Source organism: Pedococcus sp. P1_H8, from assembly GCF_056405175.1.
In genome coordinates, this window is sequence record NZ_JBFUCP010000004.1 from 383,927 (window position 1) to 409,451 (window position 25,525).

18 protein-coding genes are annotated in these 25,525 nt (G+C 70.8%); 10 read left to right on the forward strand and 8 right to left on the reverse strand.

Features of this window, described 5'->3' with window-relative positions:
• Positions 1–7: 7 nt before the first annotated feature.
• Together AC1DYG_RS07285 and AC1DYG_RS07290 are read right to left on the reverse strand one after the other, a co-directional pair.
• On the reverse strand, positions 8–625 hold the full coding sequence (locus AC1DYG_RS07285) for a nucleotidyltransferase family protein (RefSeq protein WP_477639479.1): 618 nt from the start codon (positions 623–625) through the stop codon (positions 8–10).
• A complete protein-coding gene (locus AC1DYG_RS07290; protein ID WP_477639191.1) occupies positions 622–6,141 on the reverse strand; it encodes an ATP-binding protein in 5,520 nt (1,839 codons plus the stop codon). The genes AC1DYG_RS07285 and AC1DYG_RS07290 overlap by 4 nt, the downstream gene beginning before the upstream one ends.
• Positions 6,142–6,383: 242 nt before the next feature.
• Between AC1DYG_RS07290 and paaA the strand changes: the two genes are divergently transcribed.
• The 7 genes from paaA to AC1DYG_RS07325 all read left to right on the forward strand — a co-directional run bounded on the left by paaA (position 6,384) and on the right by AC1DYG_RS07325 (position 12,701).
• The gene (gene paaA, locus AC1DYG_RS07295) at positions 6,384–7,379 is read left to right on the forward strand and encodes a 1,2-phenylacetyl-CoA epoxidase subunit PaaA (RefSeq protein ID WP_477639192.1); all 996 of its coding nucleotides are present in this window, start codon (positions 6,384–6,386) and stop codon (positions 7,377–7,379) included.
• Positions 7,376–7,702, forward strand: a complete 327-nt coding sequence (paaB, locus tag AC1DYG_RS07300; RefSeq protein WP_477639193.1) for a 1,2-phenylacetyl-CoA epoxidase subunit PaaB — start codon at positions 7,376–7,378, stop codon at positions 7,700–7,702. Before paaA ends, paaB begins: the two co-directional genes overlap by 4 nt.
• Before the next feature lie 11 nt (positions 7,703–7,713).
• Positions 7,714–8,757, forward strand: coding sequence for a 1,2-phenylacetyl-CoA epoxidase subunit PaaC (gene paaC / locus AC1DYG_RS07305; protein ID WP_477639194.1), 1,044 nt, complete (start codon positions 7,714–7,716; stop codon positions 8,755–8,757).
• Positions 8,758–8,759: 2 nt separating this feature from the next.
• Entirely contained in the window at positions 8,760–9,332 is a 573-nt protein-coding gene (gene paaD / locus AC1DYG_RS07310) for a 1,2-phenylacetyl-CoA epoxidase subunit PaaD (protein WP_477639195.1), read from the forward strand.
• Entirely contained in the window at positions 9,333–10,433 is a 1,101-nt protein-coding gene (gene paaE, locus AC1DYG_RS07315; RefSeq protein ID WP_477639196.1) for a 1,2-phenylacetyl-CoA epoxidase subunit PaaE, read from the forward strand.
• A gap of 60 nt (positions 10,434–10,493) precedes the next feature.
• On the forward strand, positions 10,494–11,672 hold the full coding sequence (locus AC1DYG_RS07320; RefSeq protein ID WP_477639197.1) for a thiolase family protein: 1,179 nt from the start codon (positions 10,494–10,496) through the stop codon (positions 11,670–11,672).
• A gap of 171 nt (positions 11,673–11,843) precedes the next feature.
• A complete protein-coding gene (locus AC1DYG_RS07325; protein ID WP_477639198.1) occupies positions 11,844–12,701 on the forward strand; it encodes a 3-hydroxyacyl-CoA dehydrogenase family protein in 858 nt (285 codons plus the stop codon).
• Here the strand turns inward: AC1DYG_RS07325 and AC1DYG_RS07330 are convergent.
• Together AC1DYG_RS07330 and AC1DYG_RS07335 are read right to left on the reverse strand one after the other, a co-directional pair.
• Positions 12,689–13,315 carry a TetR/AcrR family transcriptional regulator gene (locus tag AC1DYG_RS07330; protein WP_477639199.1) on the reverse strand — a complete coding sequence of 209 codons (627 nt, stop codon included), beginning with the start codon at positions 13,313–13,315 and terminating at the stop codon, positions 12,689–12,691. The two genes, AC1DYG_RS07325 and AC1DYG_RS07330, sit on opposite strands and share 13 nt — an antisense overlap.
• 26 nt (positions 13,316–13,341) lie before the next feature.
• A complete protein-coding gene (locus AC1DYG_RS07335; RefSeq protein WP_477639200.1) occupies positions 13,342–14,613 on the reverse strand; it encodes a D-arabinono-1,4-lactone oxidase in 1,272 nt (423 codons plus the stop codon).
• Positions 14,614–14,688: 75 nt separating this feature from the next.
• On the opposite strand from AC1DYG_RS07335, the gene AC1DYG_RS07340 reads away from it, so the two are divergent.
• On the forward strand, positions 14,689–15,156 hold the full coding sequence (locus AC1DYG_RS07340; protein WP_477639201.1) for an SRPBCC family protein: 468 nt from the start codon (positions 14,689–14,691) through the stop codon (positions 15,154–15,156).
• Positions 15,157–15,199: 43 nt separating this feature from the next.
• Here the strand turns inward: AC1DYG_RS07340 and AC1DYG_RS07345 are convergent, their stop codons facing one another.
• Complete coding sequence (locus tag AC1DYG_RS07345) at positions 15,200–16,246, reverse strand: NAD(P)H-binding protein (protein WP_477639202.1); 1,047 nt, start codon at positions 16,244–16,246, stop codon at positions 15,200–15,202.
• Between the two features lie 174 nt (positions 16,247–16,420).
• Between AC1DYG_RS07345 and AC1DYG_RS07350 the strand changes: the two genes are divergently transcribed.
• Positions 16,421–19,987 (forward strand): galactose oxidase-like domain-containing protein, encoded by a 3,567-nt coding sequence (locus AC1DYG_RS07350; protein WP_477639203.1) that lies wholly within the window; start codon positions 16,421–16,423, stop codon positions 19,985–19,987.
• A 163-nt stretch (positions 19,988–20,150) separates the two neighbouring features.
• Here AC1DYG_RS07350 and AC1DYG_RS07355 read toward each other — a convergent pair whose 3' ends face one another.
• Both AC1DYG_RS07355 and AC1DYG_RS07360 read right to left on the reverse strand, forming a co-directional pair.
• Positions 20,151–20,882: a DUF4386 domain-containing protein gene (locus AC1DYG_RS07355; RefSeq protein ID WP_477639204.1), complete on the reverse strand. Its 732-nt coding sequence runs from the start codon at positions 20,880–20,882 to the stop codon at positions 20,151–20,153.
• A 1-nt stretch (position 20,883) separates the two neighbouring features.
• A complete protein-coding gene (locus AC1DYG_RS07360; RefSeq protein WP_477639205.1) occupies positions 20,884–21,138 on the reverse strand; it encodes a hypothetical protein in 255 nt (84 codons plus the stop codon).
• Between the two features lie 274 nt (positions 21,139–21,412).
• Here AC1DYG_RS07360 and AC1DYG_RS07365 point away from each other — a divergent pair, with 274 nt between their 5' ends.
• Positions 21,413–22,687, forward strand: coding sequence for an MFS transporter (locus AC1DYG_RS07365; RefSeq protein ID WP_477639206.1), 1,275 nt, complete (start codon positions 21,413–21,415; stop codon positions 22,685–22,687).
• On the opposite strand, the gene AC1DYG_RS07370 is transcribed toward AC1DYG_RS07365, so the two are convergent.
• The gene (locus AC1DYG_RS07370) at positions 22,671–25,481 is read right to left on the reverse strand and encodes a winged helix-turn-helix domain-containing protein (protein WP_477639207.1); all 2,811 of its coding nucleotides are present in this window, start codon (positions 25,479–25,481) and stop codon (positions 22,671–22,673) included. The two genes, AC1DYG_RS07365 and AC1DYG_RS07370, sit on opposite strands and share 17 nt — an antisense overlap.
• Positions 25,482–25,525: the final 44 nt, after the last annotated feature.

The following is a 25,525-nucleotide window of genomic DNA, read 5'->3' on the forward strand; positions in this document are numbered from 1 at the left end:
ACCCGCGTCACAGGTCGCCAGGAGTGTCGACGTCGCGTCCCGTGGCGAGGTGACCGGCCTCGACGACCGTGTGGGCGTGGGTCGCGAGGTAGTCGCGGGCGCCGCGGTCGCCGGTGGCGTCGCCGGCGATGGCCTCCCAGTGGTCGCGACCGATCACCACCGGGTGCCCGGGCACTCCTCGGTATGCCGCCCGCGCCAGGGCGCTGAGCCCGCCACCGGCGGCGGCGAGCACCGCGGCGACGACGTCGGGGCCCACGTCCGGGAGGTCGACGAGCAGGACGCACGCCACCTCGGCCTCCGTGGTGGCGAGGGTGGCAATGCCCCGGCGCAGCGAGGCGCTCTGGCCGTCTGCCCAGTCGCTCGCCTCCACCACGAGGTCCGCCCCCGCGCTGGCGGCCAGGGCTGACACGCGCTCGGCCTGCGCGCCGACAACCACCACGACCGGCGCACAGCCTCCGTCGCGCAGCACGCGAACGCCGCGCTCGACGAAGGTGCCCCCCGCGGGGTCCTCGACCAGCGCCTTGGGCGTGCCCATCCGACGACCACCGCCGGCCGCGAGCAGCAGCCCGACGGGAGGCCTTGCAGGGGTCTGTGGCGCGGGCCCTCGCGGCTCCGGCGGGCTCAGCGGCGCAGTCCCGCCTCGATGGCCCCGATGATGCGCGGGCGCAGCTCGTGCGGGTCGATGACGGCATCGACCGATCCGACGCTGACCGCGCGGTGGATGCTGTGCACCCCGTCGAACTCGGAGGCGACCTCACCGAGCTTCTCGCTGCGCACTGCCGTGCGCAGCTCGGCGAGCTCGGTGGACAGACGGGCGCGCTGTGCACCCGACGCCTCGCCGAGCCGCGCCTCGAGGTCCTTGACCCGCGCGTCGGCGGCGGTGCGGGCGTCGACGTCGCGGGAGAAGACGACCGCCGCTGCGGGGGCGCCACCGATGACGGAGGCGAACGACCCCTCGACGGCCAGGACCGTCATGTTCGGGTTGAGCGCCTTGGAGAACACCACGAAGGCACCACCGTGGTAGCGGCTCACGACGCAGAACACGATCGGACCCTCGAAGTTGACGATGGCCCTGCCGATCTCCGCGCCGTACTCGAGCTGCAGGCTGCGCATCGACTCGGGCGACCCGTCGAAGCCGGACAGGTTGGCGAGCACGACGACGGGGCGGTTGCCGCTCGCGGCGTTGATCGCCCGCGCGGTCTTCTTGGACGAACGCGGGAAGAGGGTGCCCGCGGTGTAGGTGTCGGGTCCGTCGGTGGGCGGGAAACCGCGTCGCGCAACGGTTTTGGACTCGATACCGATGAGGCAGACCGGTATGCCGCCGAGGTGGGCGTCCTGCACGACCGACGTCTCCGCGTCGGCCATGCCTGCCCAGCGCTCGAGGGTCCGGTGGTCCTGGTCGGCGACTGCCGCCATCAGGATGCGGATGTCGAAGGCCTTCTTGCGGTCCGGGTTCGTGGCGGCCGAGAAGATGTCGCCCACTGTCGTGAAGCCCGAGTCCGGCATGACGTGCGGGTATGCCGTGACGTCCCGAGCGACGTCGTCGGTGGACTTCGCACGACGTGGCCCGGCCTCACCCGGGTGCACGTACGTGTGGTCGTAGTGGGCCATCAGGACGCCATAGGCGCCCGCGAGGTCGCGCGCCCAGTACTGCGCCTGACCGTTCGGCCCCATCACCCGGTCGTAGCCGCCGATGCCGAAGTTGTCCTCTGCCGACACCCCGCCGGAGAAGTCGAGCGACTGCTTGCCGGTCAACACCATGGCGCTGTCCGGGGTCATCACGAGGATGCCCTTGGTGTGCATGAGCATCGTGGCTTCGGCGTTCCAGTAGGGCTGCGCGCCGACGTTGATCCCCGCGACGACGATGTTGATCTCGCCACCGCCCTGGGTGAACTCGATGATCCGCTTGAGGGCCTTGGCCACCCAGTCCATGTTCTCGGTGCCGGAGTCCATCGAGATCCGCGCGCCGGCGGACAGGGCGAACCACTCGACGGGGACGCGCATGCGCTCGGCCAGGTCGAGGGCTGCGATGACCCGCGCGCACTCGGCCTCGGAGACGGCGCCGAGGGCCTTGAGCGGGTCACCACAGAGGAGCACCCGCGTCATGCCCTCGGGATAGCGCTCGGTGGGGGTCGTGATGACGCCTGCGATGATCCCCGCCTTGTTGAGGCCGTAGGGCCGGTCGACGGGGACGAGCACGCCGCCGTCGTCCAGGTCGTACTCGGTGGCGGTACCACCGGGTCCTGCGATCATCGCCTGCAGCTCGTAGGGGTAGACGACCCCCCGACGACGGGCGCGAACGACCTTCTGGGCGTAGTCGTCCAGCGGCTTGAGGCGGGTGGTCGGCGGCTCCTCGACGGAGGTCACGACACCCGACCCGGGCTGGTAGTGGAACCGCGCGGCGAGAGGGGCGCTGGCACCGTCGGGCGTCGCGATCCGGCCCTGGACCAGGACCTCCTCGATGCCCGCGCCGGCGGTCAACGGGGCGATCCGGGCCTGGAGGGCGGTGAGCTGGTCGAGATCGGCCTCGACGGGGGGCCAGATGTGGACCCACACGTGGTTCATGTCGAGCCGGGCCCCGGCCGCTCCGCGAGCCGACCGCGCCCGGCGGATGGCCTCGAGGCAGTTGGCGATGGCGCGCTCGGCGTGGGGCAGGGCTGTCACCCGGCCCTGCTCGTCGCGGACGACGACGAGCTGACGGACCTGGGCCAGCGCGACGAGCCGCTGGTCGGCCTCGTTGCCGGGGGCGGTGCACAGGTAGAGCAGGACGTCCTCGGGGGCTTCCAGACGGGTCACGTCGAAGTCGCGCAGCCGCCAGAGGTTGAGGCGGCGCCCGACCATGGGGTGCACGCCGCGCACGAGCCGGTCCTCGACCATGGCGCCCGCGCCGTCGGGTCGGAAGGTGAAGTACGCCACCGGTCGTCGGGCACCCGGGCACACGGCGACGGCCACCCGGCGCACCCGCTGGGCGAACGGCATACCGGCAAGGAGGTGAGCCAGGCGGTCGGAGGCGTCCTCGGGGGACGCGGGCTCGTCGGGCCACGACAGGTAGAGGTCGACCACGCCGTCGGAGCCTGCGGAGCCCTGGTCCAGCTGGGCCGAAACGGCGACGCCGAGCTCGCCTTCAGCGGTCAGCTCGTCGACCCGGCCGACACTGGTCACCAGATGGGTGGGGCGGCCGTCGAGCGAGTAGTCGGCGATCGCGAATGGCCTTGCCCCGACTGAGATTTCGCGCAGGGCCGTCAGATCGTGCTCACGGTAGTGCCGCTTGATGAGGACGGCCAGCATCGGCTCGCGCTCCGGCACGCCTCTGTCCAACCGCTCGGCGAGGAACTGCACGATCTGCTCGGGGATGGCGGCAAGCGCGTCAATCCGGCGGGCGCGCTCCTCGCTCTCGGGCATGGCCTCCAGGGCGGTCAGCTCGTCACTGACGCCCCCGAGGATGCTGGCCCGGTCGGCGTCGACGAGGGGCTGGTCGAACCAGCGGAACCGCACGCTGCGGGCGAGGTCGCCGACGACCGGGAAGCGCAGCTGGGTGGCGACGACGAGCCGGTCGAGGACCTCGCGGGCGGCGCTGTCGAGAGGCGCTTCGGGGCAGGGCTCGACCATCCAGCGCTGCAGCAGAGACGTCGCGAGCGCGACATCCGGAGCCGACCGCTGCTGCGAGAGGAAGACCCGGAAGACGGCCTGCTCCAGCTCGGCGGTGCGGTCCAGGCTGTCGATGCCGTAGTGCCGCACGACGTTCGAGAGCTTGGCGCGGAACTGCTCGGGGAGCGCCCCGCGGTCCGGGTCGAGGCTCTGCAGGTAGGTGTGGAAGTGCTCGCGCGGGCTGTGCACCCGGTTTTCGACATGCGTCTCCTCGCCGGCCGGCCGGTTGCGGCTCAGCTCGGCGAAGTCGGCGAAGACCTCGAGCACGGCGACCTCGGCGCAGACCTGCGAGACACCCTGGGCCGTCAGCTCGTCACGCGCGGAGAGATAGGTCGCCAGGGTGCTGCCCTCGTCGCGCTGGTCCAGGTCGTAGCCGAGGAGCATCGCGGCCAGGGCGGATCGGGCGTGATCCGCAGAGGCGGCCGCACCGTCGCCGGTGGCTGAGTCTTCGGGCAGGTCGAGGTCGACCGCCTCGTCGGCGGCACCGACGTCAGCCGCCTCGTCGGCGTCACCCACCGGTTCCAGGCGGACGAGCGGTGTGCCGGTCTCGACCTGGCTGCCCGCCGACACCAGGAGCTCCTTGACCCGGCCGGCGAACGGCGCGGGCAGGACGGTCTCCATCTTCATCGACTCGAGCACGAGCACCGGGGCGCCCGCCGCGACCTCGGCGCCGACGGCGACAGGGGTGGCGACGACGAGGGCTGGAGCCGGCGAACGCAGCACGCCGCCCTCGTCCCGGCTGACGCGGTGCGTGACCCCGTCGACCTCCACGAGCTGGACGGGGCCGTGGGTGGCGGTGATGAGGCGGTGGGTGCGCCCGGAGATCGTGATGCGGCTGGTGTACTCGTCGAGACGGTCGAGGTCGGCGTCGACGGTCTGCTCGACCGCACCCGCGGCGAGGGCCACGCGGAACCTGTGCGGCCCTATCCGCCACACCGTGACCTTGTATGCCGTGCCGCGCAGCTTGAGGTCGATGGCGCGGCCGGTGCGGTGCTGCACCTGGGGTCGTCCACCGCGCGAGGTCTCGAGCAGCCGGGTGCGTTCGACCTCCTCCTCGTCCTCGTAGCCCTCGATGCCCGCGGCGACGAGGGCCACGCCGGAGTGGCGGTGGGAGACCAGGCGACCCTCGGCGCGGACCCGGTCGATCCACCCGGTGTCGGCGCTGCCGTCGATGACCTCGGGCTGGTCGAGCAGGTCGAGGATGAAGCTCTTGTTGGTCGAACCCCCCTCGATGACGACTGTGGTCTCGCCCATGGCGCGACGCAGGCGGGCCAGGGCCTCGTCCCGGTCACGTCCGACGGCGATGATCTTGGCGATCATCGAGTCGAAGTCGGCGGGGATCGAGTCCCCTTCTCCCACGCCGGTGTCGACCCGGATGCCGGGGCCGCTGGGGAGCTGGAGCAGCGCGATCCGACCCGGTGACGGTGCGAAGTCGCGGTCGGGGTCCTCGGCGTTGAGGCGCGCCTCCACGGCGTGCCCCTCCTCGCGCGGGCGCTCCCCCTCGAGGCGACCGCCGCCGGCCACGTGGATCTGCAGCTTGACCAGGTCGGTGTCGGTCGTGACCTCGGTGATGGGGTGCTCGACCTGCAGGCGGGTGTTGACCTCCAGGAAGGCGAAGAACTTGTCGCCCGGGTGGTAGAGGAACTCGACGGTGCCGGCACCGGCATACCCCACCGCGACGGCGAGGCGTTCGGCACTGGCCTTGACCTCTGCAACCTGCTCGGGCGCGAGGACGGGCGAGGCCGACTCCTCGATGACCTTCTGGTTGCGGCGCTGGATCGAGCAGTCGCGGACGCCGATGGCCCAGGCGGTGCCCTGGCCGTCGGCGATCACCTGCACCTCGACGTGGCGGGCGCCGGTCACCAGCCGCTCCAGGAAGACCACGCCGGAGCCGAACGCGCGCTGCGCCTCGTCGCGAGTGCGCTCGTAGGCGTCGGTGAGGTCGGCGTCGGACGCGACCATCCGGATGCCCCGCCCACCGCCGCCTGCGGTCGCCTTGAGCATGAGCGGGTAGCCGATCCGGGCAGCCGCCGCTTTCGCGTCCTCGAGGGTGTCGACGCCGCCGCCGCTCCATGGAGCCACCGGGACGCCGACCTCTTCGGCGATGATCTTGGACCCGATCTTGTCGCCGAGCTTGCGCATCGCCTCGGGGCTCGGGCCGATGAAGGTGACGCCGATCCGCGCGCAGACCTCGGCGAAGTTCGGGTCTTCCGCGACGAAGCCCCAGCCGACCCAGGCGGCGTCAGCACGGGTCTGGGTCAAGGCCTTCTCCAGGACGGCGTAGTCGAGGTAGGGGCGGTCGGCCGCAGGCCCGAGGTTGTAGGCGTGGTCGGCCTCGCGGACGAACATCGCCCGCTTCTCGCCCTCGGTGTGCAGCGCGATGGTCTCGATGCGGTGCCCGTCGGCCCCCGCCTGCGCGTTGAGGTCGCGCACGGCATGGATGAGCCGCATGGCGGCCTCGCCGCGGTTGACGATGGCGATGCGCGAGAACATCGGGTGGGCCTCCCAGCGACGACGGACTGCGGTCAGGTGACCAAGCCGCGGCATGGCGGAGCGCCGTGGCTCAGGTCACCGGCCCCGAGCCTGCCACCGATCACGGGTGACGCGCGAGTAATGCGACGCCCGGCCGCGCGGCATACCGTGGTTGCCACCTGCTTTCTTGCCAACACTGGACGGCACCTGCGACACTAATACAGACCGTTCGGTCAGTTATTCGCCTCACTGCGGAGGGTTGCATGACGGACACCACCACTGCCCCGGCCACGCCGGGCGGCGAGGCCGACCTGCTGGCCGGGTTCGAGGCGACGATCAGCCACAACGACCGCATCGAACCCCGCGACTGGATGCCCGACGGCTATCGCAAGACGCTCATCCGCCAGGTGGCCCAGCACGCGCACTCCGAGATCATCGGCATGCAGCCCGAGGGCAACTGGATCGGGCGCGCCCCCTCGCTGCGACGCAAGGCGATCCTGCTGGCCAAGGTTCAGGACGAGGCCGGCCATGGGCTCTACCTCTACTCCGCCTGCGAGACCCTCGGTGTGAGCCGCGGCCAGCTCACCGAGATGCTCATCGAGGGGCGCCAGAAGTACTCCTCGATCTTCAACTACCCGACGCTGTCCTACGCCGACGTCGGAACCATCGGCTGGCTCGTCGACGGCGCCGCGATCTGCAACCAGGTGCCCCTGTGCCGGACGTCGTTCGGGCCCTATGGCCGCGCGATGATCCGCATCTGCAAGGAGGAGTCCTTCCACCAGCGGCAGGGTTTCGAGCTGCTCATGACGATGATGCGCGGCACGGACGAGCAGCGCGCCATGGTGCAGGAGTCGGTCAACCGGTTCTGGTGGCCGGCGCTGATGATGTTCGGCCCGCCCGACGACGAGTCCCCCAACTCGGCGCAGTCGATGGCGTGGGGCATCAAGCGCAACACCAACGACGACCTGCGCCAGCGGTTCGTCGACATGTCCGTGCCCCAGGCGAAGGTGCTCGGTGTGACGTTCCCGGATCCCGACCTGCGCTGGAACGAAGAGCGCCAGGCGCACGACTTCGGCCAGCCCGACTGGGACGAGTTCATGCAGGTCGTCAAGGGCAACGGCCCGTGCAACACCCAGCGCATCGCCCACCGACGGGCCGCGCACGAGGACGGCGCCTGGGTCCGTGAGGCGGCGACCGCGTATGCCGCGCAACAGCTTTCGTTTGAGGCATCCCGCGCAGCCGAGGAAGGCACCGCATGAGTGACGCACCGTCCCCCACCCCGGACGCCACCGAGCGGGTGCGCGCCGAGTGGCCGCTGTACGAGGTCTTCGTCCGCGGCAAGCGCGGCCTCAACCACGTCCACGTGGGATCGCTGCACGCGGCCGACGACGAGATGGCGCTGCGGCACGCCCGCGACGTCTACACCCGTCGTAACGAGGGCGTGAGCATCTGGGTGGTGCAGTCCAAGGACATCGCCGCCTCGAGCCCGGACGAGAAGGACCCGCTGTTCGCCCCCAGCGGCGACAAGGTCTACCGGCACCCCACGTTCTACGAGATCCCCGACAACGTTCCCCACATGTGAGCTGCTGACCCATGCCTGAAGAGACAGCGCTGCCTGACCGGTCCGCGATGCCCGAGAGCGCGATGCCCGACGGGCTCGACGCCATCCAGTCGGTGGCCGACGACGTCGTCCACCAGCCGTCCCACCCGGCGCCCGACCCCAACGACGCGCACGGGTCGGTCTACGACGGACTCCTCGGTGGCGACCCGTCGCACTGGGCGTTCGGCACCGACTTCGAGGACCCCCTGGCCGGGGTCGACACGACGATGCCCGACGGCGTGGAGGCCGCGGACCTCGGCGCCTACTGCCTGATGCTCGCCGACGACGCCCTGATCGCGTCACAGCGGCTCTCGGAGTGGTGCAGCCGGGCGCCCGACCTCGAGGACGACATCGCGCTGTCCAACATCGCGCTCGACCTGCTCGGCCAGGCCAGGCTGCTCCTCGCCCGCGCCGCCGCGGCCGACCCCTCGCTCGTGCCCACGTTGCCCGAGGGGTCACCCGTTCCGCCCGAGGACGCCCTGGCGTTCTTCCGCGGCGCCGGCGACTTCCGCAACGTGCGGCTCGTCGAGCTCGACAACGGCGACTTCGCGGTGACCATCGTCAAGCTGCTGCTCCACTCCAGCGCGCGCATCGCGATCTTCGAGCAGCTCGTCGACAGCCGCGACCACGTGCTGGCAGCCGTCGCGGCCAAGGGCGTCAAGGAGCTGACCTACCACCGCGACTACGCCGGGCGCTGGTTCCTCACCCTGGCGCGGGGCACGCAGGAGTCGCGGCGCCGCCTCGCTGCCGCCCTCGACACGGTGTGGCCGTTGCACGCCGAGCTGTTCAGGACGCACGAGGTCGAGGCGCGAGTTGCCGCCGCGGGCGTCGGTGTCGACCCGGCCGCGGTCGCCGATGACGTCGCCGTCGTCCTCGCGCAGGTGTTCGCCCTCAGCGGCGTCGAGCAGCCGACCAAGGCTCCGCTCGCCGCGGTCCAGGGCCGGCAGGGGCGCGACGGCATGCACACCGAGGCACTGAGCCGGATCGTCGGTGAGCTGCAGGTCGTCGCCCGGGCCCACCCGATGGGTCAGTGGTGACGATGTCCGCGACCACGTCCGCGCCCTCCGTCCTGCAACCTGAGCACCCCCTGGGGCGCTCAGGTTGCAGGAAAGAGTCCCGGCGGGAGCGGGCGCTCGTCGCGGCGCGCACGGTCACCGACCCCGAGATGCCGATGCTCACCCTCGACGACCTCGGGGTGCTGCGCTGGGTCGAGGTGTCCGATGCCGGTGCCGTGACGGTCGCGATCACGCCGACCTACACCGGGTGCCCCGCCATGGCCACGATGCGTGACGACCTCGTCCGCGTGCTCCGTGCGGCCGGCTTTGCGGACGTGACGATCCAGGTGTCCCTGTCTCCCGCCTGGTCCAGCGACTGGATATCCGAGCGAGGTCGGCAGGCCCTCGCCGACCACGGGCTGTCCGCCCCCGGCCCGGTCCCCGCCCGCTCGGGACCGATCGCGCTGTCCCTCAAGCCGATCCGGCGCGCAATCCATTGCCCCCGGTGCGGCTCCGGTGCCGTCGAGCTGACCTCCGAGTTCGGCCCGACGGCCTGCAAGGCGTTGTACAGGTGCTCGACCTGCCTCGAGCCGTTCGAGCACGTGAAGGAGATCTGAGTGACCACCGCCACCGGCTCCCTGCTGCTCCCGAAGACCAAGCGGGCAGCGCCCACCTTCCACACCCTGACCGTCCACTCCGTCGAACAGCTCACTGACGACGCCGTCGCGGTGAGCTTCGACGTCCCGGCCGAGCTCGCCGCGGCATACGACTTCATTGCTGGTCAGTCGTTGACGCTGCGACGCACGATCGACGGGCAGGAGCACCGCCGCACCTACTCGATCTGCGCCGCTGTCAGCGAGCGCCCCCGGATCGGCGTGCGCGAGATCCCGGACGGGCTCTTTTCCCGCTGGCTGGTCCAAGAGGTGCAGCCGGGGACCGAGGTCGAGGTGCAGACGCCATCGGGGAGCTTCCGGGCCGACCCCGCCACCGGCGGTCGTCACCTGTGCATCGCCGCAGGCTCGGGCATCACGCCGATGCTGTCGATCGCCAGTACCATGCTCGGCAACCCTGCGGCCGAGGTGACCCTCATCTATGGCAACCGCACCACCGGCTCGGTGATGTTCGCCGAGGAGCTGGCCGACCTCAAGAACCGTTACGGCGCAAGGCTTCAGCTCATCCACGTGCTGTCCCGCGAACCCCGCGACGTCGAGCTGTTCTCCGGCCGCATCGACGCCGACCGGTTGCGGCGCCTGCTGGCCGTGCTGGTGCCGGTCGACGACGTCGACGACGTGTGGCTGTGCGGACCTTTCGCCATGATCGGCGCGGCGCGCGAGGTGCTGGCCGAGGTGGGCGTGGCTGAGGACCGCGTGCACTTCGAGCTCTTCTACGTCGACGAGCCGCCACCGGAGCTGCACCGCGCCGACGCCGTCGTCGAGGGTGAGACCAGCGACGTCACGGTGGTGCTCGACGGGCTGAGCTCGACCACGCCGATGCCGCGCGGCCAGTCGATCCTCGACGCCGCCCAGGCCTCACGCACCGACCTGCCCTTCGCGTGCAAGGGCGGCGTCTGCGGCACCTGTCGGGCACTGGTCCGCGACGGCGAGGTCGACATGCGGCGCAACTACGCACTGGAGAAGGCCGAGGTCGCCGAAGGCTTCGTCCTCACCTGCCAGTCCTACGCGGTCACCGACACCGTGACCGTCGACTTCGACGCCTGACCGCGAGAGACCCTGAACCGCACCAACCCTGAGGAGGACAGCATTTCCGCCACCCAGAGCATGGCCGAAGCCTTCATCGTCGACGGCGTGCGCACCCCGATCGGTCGGTATGCCGGTGGGCTGGCTTCCGTGCGCCCCGACGACCTAGCGGCCCTCGTGGTCCGCGAGGCCGTCACGCGCGCCGGTGTCGACTCCGAGCTCATCGACGAGGTGGTCTTCGGCGCGGCCAACCAGGCCGGTGAGGACAACCGCAACGTCGCCCGGATGGCGGTCCTGCTGGCCGGGCTCCCCCAGTCGGTGCCGGGCTTCACCGTCAACCGGCTCTGCGCCTCGGGCCTGACGGCCATCGCCACGGCCCGCCAGATGATCGCAGCGGGCGACGCCGACGTCGTGGTGGCCGGTGGGGTCGAGTCGATGACCAGGGCGCCGTGGGTCACCGAGAAGCCGACCAAGGCCTTCGCGCGCCCCGGTGCGACGTTCGACACCTCGATCGGGTGGCGCTTCACCAATCCGCGTTTCGACGCCGACACGACGCTGACCATGCCGCAAACCGCCGAACGCGTTGCGCAGCAGTGGAACCTGACGCGTGACGAGCTCGACGCCTATGCCCTGCGCTCCCACGAGCGGGCACTCGACGCGATCAAGAACGGCCGGTTCGAGGCCGAGACGGTCGCGGTGCCGCTGCGCGACGGCGAGTTCACGACCGACGAAGGACCACGGGCCGACACGAGCCTCGAGCGCCTCGCCGCGCTGCGCCCCTTGCACGGCCCCGGTGGGCTGGTCACGGCCGGCAACTCCAGCGGCCTGAACGACGGTGCCGCCGCGGTGGTCGTCGCGAGCGAGCGGTTCATCGCCGAGCACGGCCTGACACCGCGGGCGCGGATCGTCGCTGCAGCGAGCGCCGGGGTGGCCCCCGAGGTCATGGGCGTCGGCCCCGTCCCCGCGACCCGCAAGGCGCTGATCCGTGCGGGGTGGACCGTCGAAGACCTCGACGCCATCGAGCTCAACGAGGCCTTCGCCTCCCAGTCCCTCGCCTGCATCCGCGACCTCGGGCTCGACGAGGACCTGGTCAACGCCGACGGCGGCGCGATCGCCCTCGGCCACCCGCTCGGCTGTTCCGGCACCCGCATCGTCGTCACCCTGCTGGGTCGGCTGGAGCGCGCGAACGCCCGGCGTGGCCTGGCCACCATGTGCGTCGGCGTCGGCCAGGGCAGCGCGCTGCTCCTCGAGCGCCCGTGAGCACCCCGCCAGCCCGAGCTACCAAGCACAGGAGCCCACGATGACCGCGGCGCTTACCCCTGCAAAAGGCGAGTTAGCGCCGGCCCGCCCGCTCGCGAGTCCGACGCTAACTCGCCTTTTGCATGAAATAGCGACGGGTGGGGATGGATTCATGATCGGAGGAGAGCTGAGATGACCGACCGGCGCCAGAACGAGCTGCCGGACCGAGTCGGCGTCTATGGCGGCGGCCGGATGGGCGCCGGGATCGCGCACACGTTCCTCGCCGCGGGCTGCACCGTCGTGGTCGTCGAGAGCGACGAACCCACGGCAGTGGCCGCCCGGGAGCGAGTCGTGACCAGTCTGGGCAAGGCCGCCGAACGGGGACTGCTGGCTGACGTCGATGCCATCGCGGCGCGTCTCACCACGACCAGCGACACCGCCGACCTGGCCGACGTCGAGCTGGTCATCGAGGCGGTCCCCGAGGACGCCGCCCTCAAGCTGGCCGTCTTCCAACGGGTCGAGCAGGTCGCGCCGGACGCGGTCCTCGCCACCAACACCAGCTCGCTGTCGATCGACACCATCGCGGCGGCCCTGCGCGCGCCCGAGCGTTTCATCGGCCTGCACTTCTTCAACCCGGTCCCGGCCAGCGACCTGGTCGAGGTCGTGGTCGGCGAGCACACGGCATACCCCTTGGTGGAGCAGGCTCGCGGCTGGGTCGCGGCCCTGGGCAAGACGGCGATCACGGTCAGGGACTCACCCGGCTTCGCGAGCAGTCGGCTCGGTGTCGCCATCGCCCTCGAGGCGATGCGGATGGTGCAGGAGGGCGTGGCGTCCGCCGAAGACATCGACACCGCGATGACCCTGGGTTACCGCCACCCCGTGGGACCGCTCAAGACCACCGACATCGTCGGCCTCGACGTCCGGCTGGCCATCGCCGAACACCTGGCGCGCGAACTGGGACCACGGTTCGAACCGCCACAGCTGCTGCGCGACAAGGTGGCCGCCGGCGAGCTGGGCCGCAAGAGCGGGCGCGGCTTCTACGACTGGTGAGGCGGCGCGATCGCCAATCCGTCGAACGCGATCGTCGTGATCGCCTCGGACAGCTGCGCTCCGTCGACCCCGCCACCGGCGCGGTGCCACTCGACGAGTGAGTTGACCATGCCGAAGAGCAGCCTGCTCACGAGCGCCGGGGCCACGTCGGTGCGCAGCGAACCCTCGTCGATGGCTTCCTTGACCAGGGCGGCGAGCCGCGCGTCGATCTCGCGGCGGCGCCGCAACGCGGCCAGCTCGACCTCACTGTTGCCGCGCACCCGCAGCAGGAGCGTGACCGCCGGCTGGTGCTCGACCAGCACCTCGACGCTCTTGTGCACCGCCTGACGGAGCCTTTCGTATGCCGTGCGGCCGGCAGCGTCGCTGCTCGCCTCCTCGATCACCTGGGTCAGCCCGTCCAGGGCCTCGTCGAGGGCGAGGGAGAGCAGGTGGGTCTTGCTCGGGACGTGGTGGTAGATGGCGGACTTGGTGAAACCCAGCTCACGGGCGAGGTCACCCATGCTCGTGCCGTCGTAGCCCTGTTCGTTGAACAGCTCGATAGCGCGGCGCAGCACCGTCTCCTGGTCGTAGCCGGGACGACCCCTGCGGGGGGTCACCGGTGCCGGTTCGCTCACGCTGGCCAGACTCTCACGGCAGGGCCTCAGCCCAGCACTCGATCGAGGAAGTCGTTGCCGAACTTGCCCTGCGGGTCGACGCTGCCCCGCAGCCGCCGGAAGTCGTCCCACCGCGGGTACAACGGCGCGAGCTCGTCGCTCGTGGCCACGAAGCACTTGCCCCAGTGCGGGCGCGCGCCCAGCGGCAGCAGGGCGGCCTCGATCGTCGGCAGCACGGCATACACGCCTGGCTCGTCGAGCAGCCAGGTGAAGTGGAACCCCACCGTCGGCCGTTCGTAGGAGCTGCTGAGCCACAGGTCGTCGGCGGCCACCGTGCGGATCTCGACGCTCTGCAGGACCTGGGCGAGGAGTGGCTGGAGCCGCCGCAGGGCGGCGAGGGCCTCCAACGCCACGGACCTGTCGACGAGGTACTCGCTCTGCAGCTCCGCACCGCGGCTGGGGGTGACGTCGCGGCGAAAGTGTGGCAGCCGATCGAGCCACGCGCCGGCCAGGCCGCTCTGATCGGTGACCGAGTCGGTCGGGGCCCCGTCGAGCATGTGGAGGGGCCCGGTGGCCCGTGGCGACCCGAACAGGTCGTCGGGCGCCTCATGGGCCCGGCTCTTGCACCAGACCTGGAGCACGCCGCGGTCGTCGAGCCGCGTGAACAGGCTGACGCTGTCGGCGCTGGACGTGATGGCCTCGAACTCGGATTCGACCACGTGCCAAGGCATTTCGGTGTAGACGTCCTGGCGCATCGAGTAGCTGGGTTCGACGTCGAGGGTCAGCCGGGTCACGATGCCCAGGGCGCCCAGCGCGACCACGCTGCCCTCGAACCCGGCGTCGCCGCGCGCCACCGTGCGCAGGTCGCCGTCGGGACCAACCAGCTCGACGGCCGCCGTTGCGGCGGCCAGGGACCTGAGCCCGTCCCCCGACCCGTGGGTGCCCGTCGCGCCGSCCCCCGCGACGCTGATGTGCGGCAACGACGCAAGGTTGGCCAGCGCGCAGCCGCGCGCCTCGATGGCAGCCGCCACGGTGCCGTAGTCCCGGCCGGCGGCGACGGTGACGGTGCGGGCCGACTCGTCGAGGGCCAGCGCGTGGGGCGACTCGTACGGCGACTCGTGCGGCGACTCGTGGGACAGCTGGGCGAGCGAGACGAGGACGCCATCGGTGTCGGTCAGGTCGGTGAACGAGTGCCGCGACCCGAGGGCACGGACCCGCTGCGCCGCGGACACCAGCTCCTGCAGTTCCTCGACGCTGGCCGGCCGTGCGACCCGCTCTGCCCGGTAGGTGACGTTGCCCGCCCAGTTCCGCTCGACCATGGCTCCAGTCTGGTGTGGCGGGCCCGTTCGCGTCCCGGCGGGCCAGCTGGCGGAACGATGGACCAGACTCGGGGCATGTCGGTCTTCTCAGCCTCCAAGCGGTCCACCGCGGTCGTGCCCCACCCCCGGGACGCCGTGTGGGCAGTCCTGAGCGATGCGAAGCTCGTGGCGAAGCTGACCCCGATGGTCCGCTCGATCGAGGACCATGGCGAGACGTGGCTGTGGAAGCTCGCGCCCATCGAGGTCCTGGGCAAGAGCATCGGCCTGTCCTTCACGGAGCGCATGGAGTTCACGCCACAGGAGCGGATCACCTACACCCATGCGCCCAAGGGGGACGAGCGTGCGGGCGTCGAGGGCATCTACGTCCTGGCCGACAGCGGCGACGGGACCCGGCTGTCCATCGAGCTCGGCGTCGACGTCGACCTGCCCTTCCCGAGACTCGCCAAGCCAGCCGTCCAGGCCTCGATGCAGGCGGTCATCGCGGCGATGGGCGTCGGGTTCGCGCACAACCTCGAGCGACAGCTCAAGTCGCGGCGCTCCTGAGTCAGCGCTCCTGAGTCAGCGCTCCTGAGCCAGCGCTCCTGAGTCAGCCGGTCATCGAGCCGGCCCAGCTCGCATCGGAGGTCAGCGGTCCGATGACGTCGCGCTCGCGGTCGGGCACGACCTCGTCAGGCAACGCCAACGCGCGGTCGAGGGCCTCGGCGACGGGGGTCAGCACGTGCCCTGGAGGCATCAGGTGCACCACGAAGTCCTGCCGCCCGCAGACCATGTCGTGGTGCAGGCTCTCGACCAGCGACTGCACCGTCGAGGCGGGAGCCCGGGTCAGGATCGGAGCGAGCCTCGACACCAGGCCGGTCGGCAGCCCGGGCACGCTCACCTGGACCCGCCGCAGACCGGCGCGGTCCGCGTAGAGCCGCAGCAACGCGGCATACGCCATCCGCTCTCCGCTGCCGAGGTCGAAGGCGCGGCTGTGCCCCGGCGCGCAGAGCGCGCCGGCCAGGGCGGTGAGGACGTCGGTGACCGCCACCGGTTCGACCTGGCTGTCCATCCAGCGCGGGAGCACCTGGACGGGCAGGCGTTCGCTCATCTGGCGCATGATCTCGAAGGACGTCGAGCCGCTGCCGACGATCATCGCGGCGCGCAGCGCCAGGGTCGGCACGCCCGAGTCGGTGAGCACCTGCTCGACCTCGAGCCGCGACCTCAGGTGCGGTGACAGGTCGCGGTCCGGGACGTCCGGGACGAGGCCACCGAGATAGACGATGCGTTCCAGGCCGGCACGGACGGCTGCGTGCGCCGCGTTGTACGCGCCCTCGCGGTCGCTGGTCGCGAAGTCGTCACCGCCGAGGCCGTGAACGAGGTAGTAGAGCGCGTCGGCACCCTCGCACGCCGCCCGCACCGAGGGCCGGGCGAGGACGTCCATCCGGACGACGTGGACCTCGTCGGACCACCAGAAGCGCGCAGCCGACAGGGCATCGGTGAAGGTCGCCGTCACCTCGTGGCCGTGCGACAGGAGGGCCGGCACCAGGCGACTCCCGACATAGCCTCCCGCGCCCATCACGACGACGCGCACCAGCGACTCCCGGGTTTCGGACGGTTCGGACGGCTCGGACGGTGCCGCGGCGCGGTCGCCCACGGCGCTCCACGACGGTTCGAACCTACCGCCCGCCTCACCGCGACCGTCCCAGCCAGGCAACACCCAACTACGGCAAACGGTGGATCTCGGGGCCAACCCGGCGCCAATACCCTGCTTGTGGCTTCACCGCAGCGTTCGTCAGGCTGTGGCCGACTCTGGGAACGGGAGCGCGCTATGTCCGAGTGCCTGCGTCGGCGGGACATCTTCCTGAAGATCGAGCCGCTGGGCGGGTACAGCCCGCTGGCGCCCATCGTCGGCAGCCGGTGGTACGGGCGCGACGCGATGTACGGCATGGGTCACGAGATCGGGCGCGTCCAACCCACGGAGATCGCCGCGACCACCGTCAACGCGCTGGTCTACCGCGAGTACCTCGACGACCACTACACGACCCCGAACACGGCCAAGCTGGTCGACGCCGACGTCAACGAGCCGCCGTGGTACCGCCGGGTCCCAGGGGCCGTGCTGTATGCCGAGCCCGGCGAGCAGCTGCGTATCCACGTGCTCAACGGCGACGACGACTGTCACAGCCTGCACGTCCACGGGGTGAAGTACGGCATCGACTCCGACGGCGCCTGGCCGTTCGGGCTCGGCACCCGTCGCGGCCTGCGCAGCGACGAGATCCTCCCGGGTCAGAGCTGGACCTACACGTTCGACGTCACCAAGGAGACCATCGGGGTGTGGGCCTTCCACGACCACACCCACATGGTTCAGGCCAACGTCAACCGCGGGTTGTTCGGCGCCCTCGTCGTGCGCGATCCGTCCGCCCCGCGCGCGTTGGACGTCCCGCTGTTCCTGCACGCCATGCAGGCGCCCTCGACCGACGACGCGTTCGAGAGCCCCACCCTGCACAAGGCGACGCCGAAGCAGACCTTCGAACACACCTTCACCACCGCAGGCGTGGTCGCCTACCACTGCAAGATCCACGGCCCGACGATGTCGGGGACCGTCACGGTGGACCCGGGCGCCCCGGCCGGTGACCGCGCCGTCGACATCCGCGACAACACCTTCGTGCCGCAGGCGGTGTCGGTCCGCCCGGGCAAGAAGGTCATCTGGACCCTCGACCAGAACTTCGACCACATCGTGCTGGCGCCGGGCGGCGGGGCCCTGACCTACTGCCTCAACGGACGCGCGTTCGTCGGCAACACCCCGACCATCGAGGCGGACACCGGCGAGCGGCTGCGCTGGCACGTCGTCAACCTCGACCTCGGCTCGGTCTGGCACAACTTCCACCCGCACTCTGCCCGATGGGCGCTCCCGGCACCCCCGGCCGGCGCGGCCGACGTGCACGGGCTGAGTCCCGCCGAGGGCTTCTCCGCGGACACCATCGTGCCTGCGGCGCTGCGCTTGCCCTGCGACCTGGAGGCCCTGCAGTGCGACCCACCGGACGACGCCTGCCGGGTGAGGGTCAAGGGCGACTTCCTGTTCCACTGCCACCTTGAGGAACACATGATGGCCGGGCTGGCCGGGCTGGTCCGCGCCCGCGACTGGGTCTGGGTCGACCCCAAGACGGCGTGGTCAGCAGACCTGAGGCTGCCCCTCGACGACGGTCGCAACGACCTCGACTGGGTCGACCTCGTCCGATGCGGCGACTGTGCCACCGGCGAACACGACCACCCGCACCCGCACACCAAGCCGCACAACCCGTGCTGCGGCATACCCGACGACGACCACCACGACCATGGCGACCACGACGACGATGGCGACCACCACGAACCCAGGCACGCCCACGACGGCACCGACTGTGACCCCAAGCAGTGCACCCACGACCATGCCCACCCGCCGGGCAAGCCGGGCGGGCGCTGCTGCGGACACGACCACGGCACCACCCGCTGCTGCGGGCACGACGCCGACGAGCAGTGCGAGGTCTGCGAACGCGTCGGCGGCCACCACACCCATGGAGGCGGACACCACCACGGCGACGACCACACCGAGGGCGACAACACCGACGACGGTGACGACCACGAGGGCGGGCAGGAGGAGGGTTCGCCGCCCGGACACGGGCACCGACACCCCGCCCGCAGCGCTGCTCGGGGCGCCACCGCCGCGATGGCCTCCGACTCCCTCGTCGAAGCCATGCACCTGCCCCTGCACGGCGGGGCTGGGACGTCAGCGGGAACGGCTACGACGGCCACGACAGCCGTGATGACCATGCCCGGTATGCCGTCCGCGGAGCCGGTCGACGTGTGCGAGCTGGCTGAGACTGGGTACTGGGAACTGCTCCCGGTCGACTCCCACGTCCTCGCGGTGCACGCCGTCCTCATGCACACGGGTCAGGTGCTGTTCTTCGCCGGCTCCGGAAACAACGTCCCGAACTTCAACGCCCACCTCGTCAGGAGCGTCGTGTGGGACTACCAGGAGGGGACGTTCTACGACCCGGGCTGTCCGTTCGACGTGTTCTGCGCCAGCCAGACCGTGCTGCCCGACGGCAAGGTGCTGGTGGCCGGCGGGACGGACAAGTACGACGACTTCGTCGGCTCGCAGGCCACCTACCTGTTCGATCCGCAGCTGCGGCAATGGATCCGCGTCGACGACATGGACGCGCACCGGTGGTATCCGACGCTCGTCACCATGGGCGACGGCCGGGCCGTGGTCAGCTCCGGCATCCAGGCGCCCAACGAGGTCTTCGATCCCGCCATCGGGTGGCGTCCGCTGCCCAACACCACCAGCCTTCCGCTCTATCCCCACCTGTTGCTGCTGAAGGACGGCGAGCTGTTCTACACCGGTGGCCAGCTCGGCGGCGCCACCATCGAGGGCCGAGTCATCAACCCCTGGACGGGGGCTGAGCAGACCGTCTCAGGGCTGCGCGACAAGGCCAAACGGGACCAGGGCAACAGCATCCTGCTGCCACCGGCCCAGGACCAGCGGGTGATGGTCATCGGCGGCAATGGAGCGCCCGCCGCCACGAAGCGCACCGACATCATCGACCTGTCTGCCGGTCCTGGCGGGGCGGCCTTCCACCCCGGACCCGACCTCGCCAAGGCACGCGGGCTGTGCAACTCGGTGATCCTGCCCGACCGGACCGTCCTGGTCACCGGGGGTGGCCTGCACGGTGAGACGCGCGCCGATGCGGTCCACCTCGCGGAGATCTATGACCCGGCCACCAACACCCTCCGATCCGTGGCCGAGGCGACCGTGTCACGGCTCTACCACTCGATCGCCCTGCTGCTGCCCGACGGGCGGGTGGTCACGGCCGGGTCCAACCCGGACCGTGGCGACGACGAGCTGCGGCTCGAGCTCTACCACCCGCCCTACCTGTTCCGGGGACCGCGCCCGCTGGTGGATTCCGCTCCGACCGAGTGGCGGTACGGCAGCACGGTCGAGGTGAGCACCCCGTCGGCCATGAGCCTGAAGTGGGCCCACCTGGTGCGCCCCATGGCAACCACGCACTCGGACGACACCAGCCAGCGCCTCGTCGACCTGCCCATCGTGTGCCGCGACGCCTGCACCATCACCGTCGAGGTCACCAAGAACCCCAACCTCGCCCCACCCGGGTGGTACATGCTCTTCGTCGTCGACGACTGCGACATCCCCTCCGTCGCACTGTGGGTCCACCTCGACCGGCCTCGGCTCGCCCCGCCGAAGGTCCCCACAGGCACCCATCACCTGATGGGCGGGCACGAGCACCTTCCGGGCTTCGTCATCCCCGGGCTGCCCATCCGCAAACCACCGCGCAAGACCGCGACCAAGGCCGCCACCAAGGCGCCCAGCAAGCGGGCGACTCGCGCGACGAAGAAGAGCTGAACTGGCACGGCCGAGGGCGCCCGACTCGCGCTGCCGCCGGTCGGGCGCCCTCTCCTGCACGTGGTGGCGGTGATGACGGATTCGAGCCGACGAGACTCTCGCCACGGATTCACGGATCGCTGTATGCCGCCCGCTCACCTGCCGCCTCAGCGCTCGGCGGGGATCACGGCCGGGTCGCCGTGATCGGGGACGGCTTGAAACCCTTGACGGTCATGTAGATCCCGACCGACAGCTCCCAGACGAAGATCAGGGCGCCTCCGGGCGCGTACCAGACGGAGCCCTGCTCGGTGAGTCCGAGCACCGTGGCGACGGTTGCGCCGAGAAGCAGCGGCGCCGCGGTCAGACCCATGATGGGGAGCACCCGGGGCACGAGGCGTGACTTGTACAGGAGGGTGCCGAAGAGGAGCGCGTTGATGGCCGCGCTCATGTTGGGCCCGAACTGGAAGGTGTAGTCCCGCAGCGCAACGAGGGCCTGCCCGGTGGCGAGCAGGCTGCCCTCGTCGGCGCCAGCCGCGTCCTGGCGCAGGCTGACCACCGCGAGCAGGCTCACGACGCCCATCATGACAACCGCAGCCTCGAACATGCGCGAGGTCACGAAGCCGAGGGCGAGCGACTGGTTCTGCCGCTTGACGACCGGATACACCGCGACGGCGGTGCCGATACAGGTCAGCGCGTTGACGACGTCGAGCAGACACCCGATGACGACCCGGGTGTCCTGCCCCGCGCCGAGGACGTAGCGAGGGTCGTCGAGGATCGGTGAGAGGAAGTAGAACGCAGCGGGAATCGAGGAGGCGAAGGTGAGGATGTAGAAGATCCCCGCGACGCGGGCGTTGTTGCGGGTCCAGTCGGCAGGGGCGCGACGGGCGGTCGCGGCCTGGGCGGTCATGGTGGTCATGTCAGTCTCCAGTTCTTGCGTTGTCGTCGATCGGGTGGGTGGTGGAACGGCGGTCCGGGTGGACCTCGGTCACCGCGAGGAGCGGGAGACCGAGGTCTCCCAGGGCCCGCAACAAACCGTGCAGCGCGGCCTGGTCGGGGACCGGACCGGTGATGACCGTGGTGGCGTCAGGTCCGGGCGTGAGGGTCATCCCGTCGAACCGGTTGGCCCAGAGGGCCGCGAGCCGGCCCTGGACGCGGATCTCGTACCAGCCCATGGCGCTCCTCGATCGGTGCTGCCCCGCACATCCGGCGGTCGCCGGGTGGGTTGCCTTGCACGCTAGGAGCCGATCTGGTGAGTGGACATCACCGCGTCTGATGAGAGATCTGGTGAACTCGCGCCGAGGAATCGGACACCATGGCCCAAACCCGACCCATCCCACTCCTGTGAGCCATGGCCGCCGGCCACACCGGTCCCTACTGTGGGGGTGGGCCGGAGCCCAGGTGCCGATCACATCAATGGCTCCGTCCGCGAACTCGAGGGAGCTCGGCATGCAGCTCAGCGCGCACACCGAGGCCACTGCACGAGGCCCTGAACCATCCCGACCACACACCGTGGGGCCGGGCTTCGTCGCGCGGTACACCGCGGCATACCTGGGCACCTGCCTGGTGCTCATCGCCCCCGTCTCCATCACGCTGGCGCTGAAGGTCAATGCGCTGGTGGGCATCGACCGGGCGCCGGGCGCTCTGGCCCTCGTCGTCGGGACCGGGTCGCTCGTCGCCCTGGTCGGCAACCCGTTGGTGGGGAGGCTCAGCGACCGCACGGCCTCCCGGTTCGGCATGCGTCGGCCTTGGATGGTGGTCGGGGTCGTGGGGGGCACCGCGGCGATCCTCGTGGTGGCGACAGCGCCCTCCGTGCCGATCGTCCTCGTAGGTTGGTGCGCCGCCCAGCTGTTCTTCAACGCGCTGCTCGCGGTGCAGGCGGCGGTCCTGCCCGACCAGGTGCCGACGACGCAGCGTGGGGTCGTCTCCGGCATCCTCGGCATCTGCCTGCCCATCGCGTCGGTGGGCGCGACGTTCCTCGTCAAGGTCTTCAGCGGGAGCCACCTGGCGATGTTCCTGGCGCCGTGCCTCATCGGCGGCGTCCTCGTGCTGGCCTTCGCCACCACGCTCGACGACCGTCACCTCCGGCGCGAGGACAGGCCCGCGTGGTCCTTGCGCGAGCTCGCGGGCACGTTCTACTTCGACCCTCGCCGCAGCCCCGACTTCGCGTGGGTCTTCGCGAGCAGGTTCATGCTCGTGCTCGCCTTCGCGTTCCTGACGACGTACCAGGTCTACTTCCTGATCGACCACCTCGGAAGCGCGGAAGACGCTGTGCCACAACAGGTCTTCGTCGCGACCCTGGTCCAGTCGGCCGTCGTCGTCACCACGTCCCTGGTCAGCGGCCGGGTGTCGGACCGGCTGGGTCGGCGCAAGCCCTTCGTCTTCGCGGCCGCCCTGGTGTATGCCGTGGCGATGGTGCTCGTCGCCGTCGCGGACAGCTTCAGCGCCTTCCTCGTCGGCATCGCCGTCAGCGGTCTGGGCTTCGGCATGTACTTCGCCGTCGACCTCGCGCTGGTCGCCGACGTGCTGCCCGACCCGAGCCGCGCTGCCAAGGACCTCGGCGTCCTCAACTACGCAGGAGCGCTGCCGTTCGCCGTTGCACCAGTGCTCGCGCCGGTCATCCTCACCGTCGGGGGTGGCGGCTACCCGCTCCTGTATGCCGTGGCTGCCGGGTGCGCCGTCGTGGGCGCCGTCGCGATCGTGCCCGTCAGGGCTGCCCGCTGAGGAGGCCGAGCTCGCCGGCCCGACGTACCGCTGCGCGCCGACTGGTGACGCCGAGCTTCGCGTAGATGTTCCGGGTGTGGGTGCGCACCGTGTTGACCGACACCACCAGCTCGCCGGCGATGTCCGGACCGCTGAGGTCGCTGGCGAGCAGCCGCAGGATGTCACGCTCGCGCCGGCTCAGCGGCTCGATGGGCGACCCGGGTCGGGGCCCATCCGCTGCGGCGGGCGGTGGGAGAACGCCCTGTGACGCGCCGACGAGCGGGGTGGTCTGCAGCTCCACCTCCCTGCGCCGCTCGCAGGACTCGGAGAAGTCGAGCGCCCGCTGGGGATAGGGCCATTCCGGCCGGTCGCTGACGAGGCCACGCAGGAGGGCGCGCATGGGTTCTCCCTCGCGGGCGAAGACCCACAGGTACCCCTCCGGCTCGGCCATGGCGAGGGCACGCGCGAGGGACTCCAGACCGGCGGAGCGATCGCCAGCGCTCTGGTGTCCCACAGCTTGCAGCGTGAGGATCTCGACCACGCTGCCTCTACGCTCCCCCAGCTCCGCGGCAGCCAGGAGACGCTGCAAGAGGTCCAGGGCTTGCCCCATGTCGGCCTTTGACCCGCCCTCTTGGGACCGGGTGATGAGCACCCTGGCCAGCGCAAGGTGCTCGCACTCGCGCAGGTAGGACACCTCGTCGTCCGCCGACAACCCGCTGCGCCGTGCCCAGTCCGCAGCCTCGGCCACCCGTCCAAGGGCAACCAGCAGGCGAGCCCGCAGAGCCGGCACGGGCCGCACGTTGGGGTTGAAGTCGCCCAGGTAGACCCGCTCCGCGTCGCCCAGCAGGGCGCAGGCACCCGCCAAGTCGCCTTGTGCCTCACGGATACCAGCCAACGCGACGCGCCACCGGTAGGGGTGCTGTGGCAGGCCGGACGCCTCACCCAGTGCCCGCGCCTCCTCGAGGTGATGGACAGCCCGATCGAGGTCGCCGCGCTCGAGCGCCACCTGGCTGAGCCCCACGAGCATGTCGGCCGTTCCTCGCAAGGCCGTTCCCCGCAACGCCGTGCCCCGCAACGCCGCAGGTTGATGCGCCGGCGGTTGATGCGCCGACACTTCGAGGGCTCGCTCGAAGGTCGCCTGGGCGTCGCCGAGCCTGCCCTGCGCGCGTCGGAGCTCGGCCAGGGTGATCGAGCAGCCCAGCACGTCGGACAGGTGCCTCGCCCGCAACAGCCCGTCAGCGCTGGCGGTGTAGTCACGGTGCGCAGTGACCAGGTCACCCGCCGCCCAGTGCGCGAGCCCGGAGAGCGCCACGGCAGAGGCGCGCGTGACGTGGTCGTCGTCGGGCGCGAGGTCGACGGCTGCACGGGTGTGGCGGTGGATGGCCTCCACGTCACCGGCGACGAGGGCGAGCGCTCCCCGGTACAGCTCGATGGTCGCGGGGAGCCGAGCAAACTCGGCCTGGTCGACCACCGTGACAGGCGAACCGGCTGCGAGCAGTCGCTCGACGTCGTCGAGCCGCGCGGGCACGGACTCGAACTCGTTCCTGGCCATGAGGGCGCTGACGAAACCGATGGCGAGCACCGGTCGCGTCCTGACCACCTCAGGAGGGATGACGTCGAGCCACCCGACGACCCGGGCCTCCCGCCGCTCGCGGCGTTCCTCGGGGATGGCGAGCTCCACCAGGTCGGCGGCCCGGTCCACTGCGCCTGCTGCGAGCGCATGACGGACGGCGGGCACAGCCTCCCCCGCCCCCTCGTACCAGTCGCTCGCCCTGCGGTGCAGAGTCACGATCTCGCCCGGCCGTTCGTCCCGCAGGTGCATCTGCAGCACGTCGGCGAACAGGTGGTGGTACCGGTACCAGCGTCGGGTGTCGTCCAGTGGCACCACGAAGAGATTGGCTCGCTCCAACGACTCCAGCACCACCCGGCCGTCTGCGCGGCCAGTGACCGCGTCGCACAGCGGTCCGGTGAGCCGGTCCAGCATCGAGGTCTGGAGCAGGAACGTGCGGACGTCCTCCTGCTGGCGACCCAGCACCTCGTCGACAAGGTAGTCGACGACATAGCGGTCGTCGCCCGTGAAGCCCGCGATGAACGCAGTGGGCTCGGCCCGTCCCTCGATCGACAACGCGGCCAGCTGCAGTGCCGCGATCCAGCCCTCGGTGCGCTGCTCCAGGGCCGCGACGTCTCCGACGTCCAGCTCCAGTCCAGTTGCCACCCTGAGGTATGCCGTGACCTCCTCGAGCGTGAACCTCAGGTCCTCGGCGCGGACTTCCAGCAACTCACCCCTCGCGCGCATCCGGGCCAGCGGAAGGGCAGGATCCACCCGGGTGCTCACAACGAGACGTACATTCGGCGGCAGGTGTTCCAGCAGGTACTGCATCCCGGCTGCGACCTCCGGACTGTCGGCGAGGTGGTAGTCGTCGAGAATGAGGTCGAGGTCGTTCGGCAGTGCTGCGAGGTCGTTGACCAGCGTCACCACGACGGACTCGAGGGGCGCCTGCGCTGACTCCAGCAGCGGCTGCGCATCTGCGCCCACGGTCGGCTCGATGCTCTGCAGGGTGTTCACGACGTACGACCAGAAGACCGTGGCCTTCTGGTCTCCTTCTTCGCAGGACAGCCACGCGACGGACCTGCCGTCGGCCCGCGCCCCTGACACCCAGGCCGACAGCGCCGTCGTCTTACCGAAGCCGGCGGGCGCGGAGACGAGGGTCAACCGCGCGTCGCGCCCCAGCCGGGCACCCAGCCGTGGCCGCGCTACGAACGTACTGCGTAGCGGCGGCACGAACCGTTTGGTGCCGACCAGTGGGCTCGTCATGACCGCTCAGCCTCACGGTGGGGGAAGGGAGTTCCCTCGAAGCG

What these genes read in the sequence shown, in the direction of transcription:
- AC1DYG_RS07290 (WP_477639191.1), bottom strand. Translation starts at nt 6,141, where the DNA reads ATGTTCTCGCGCATCGCCATCGTCAACCGCGGCGAGGCCGCCATGCGG.
- paaA (WP_477639192.1), top strand. Translation starts at nt 6,384, where the DNA reads ATGACGGACACCACCACTGCCCCGGCCACGCCGGGCGGCGAGGCCGAC.
- paaB (WP_477639193.1), top strand. Translation starts at nt 7,376, where the DNA reads ATGAGTGACGCACCGTCCCCCACCCCGGACGCCACCGAGCGGGTGCGC.
- paaC (WP_477639194.1), top strand. Translation starts at nt 7,714, where the DNA reads ATGCCTGAAGAGACAGCGCTGCCTGACCGGTCCGCGATGCCCGAGAGC.
- paaD (WP_477639195.1), top strand. Translation starts at nt 8,760, where the DNA reads ATGTCCGCGACCACGTCCGCGCCCTCCGTCCTGCAACCTGAGCACCCC.
- AC1DYG_RS07320 (WP_477639197.1), top strand. Translation starts at nt 10,494, where the DNA reads ATGGCCGAAGCCTTCATCGTCGACGGCGTGCGCACCCCGATCGGTCGG.
- AC1DYG_RS07325 (WP_477639198.1), top strand. Translation starts at nt 11,844, where the DNA reads ATGACCGACCGGCGCCAGAACGAGCTGCCGGACCGAGTCGGCGTCTAT.
- AC1DYG_RS07340 (WP_477639201.1), top strand. Translation starts at nt 14,689, where the DNA reads ATGTCGGTCTTCTCAGCCTCCAAGCGGTCCACCGCGGTCGTGCCCCAC.
- AC1DYG_RS07350 (WP_477639203.1), top strand. Translation starts at nt 16,421, where the DNA reads ATGTCCGAGTGCCTGCGTCGGCGGGACATCTTCCTGAAGATCGAGCCG.
- AC1DYG_RS07355 (WP_477639204.1), bottom strand. Translation starts at nt 20,882, where the DNA reads ATGACCACCATGACCGCCCAGGCCGCGACCGCCCGTCGCGCCCCTGCC.
- AC1DYG_RS07360 (WP_477639205.1), bottom strand. Translation starts at nt 21,138, where the DNA reads ATGGGCTGGTACGAGATCCGCGTCCAGGGCCGGCTCGCGGCCCTCTGG.
- AC1DYG_RS07365 (WP_477639206.1), top strand. Translation starts at nt 21,413, where the DNA reads ATGCAGCTCAGCGCGCACACCGAGGCCACTGCACGAGGCCCTGAACCA.
- AC1DYG_RS07370 (WP_477639207.1), bottom strand. Translation starts at nt 25,481, where the DNA reads ATGACGAGCCCACTGGTCGGCACCAAACGGTTCGTGCCGCCGCTACGC.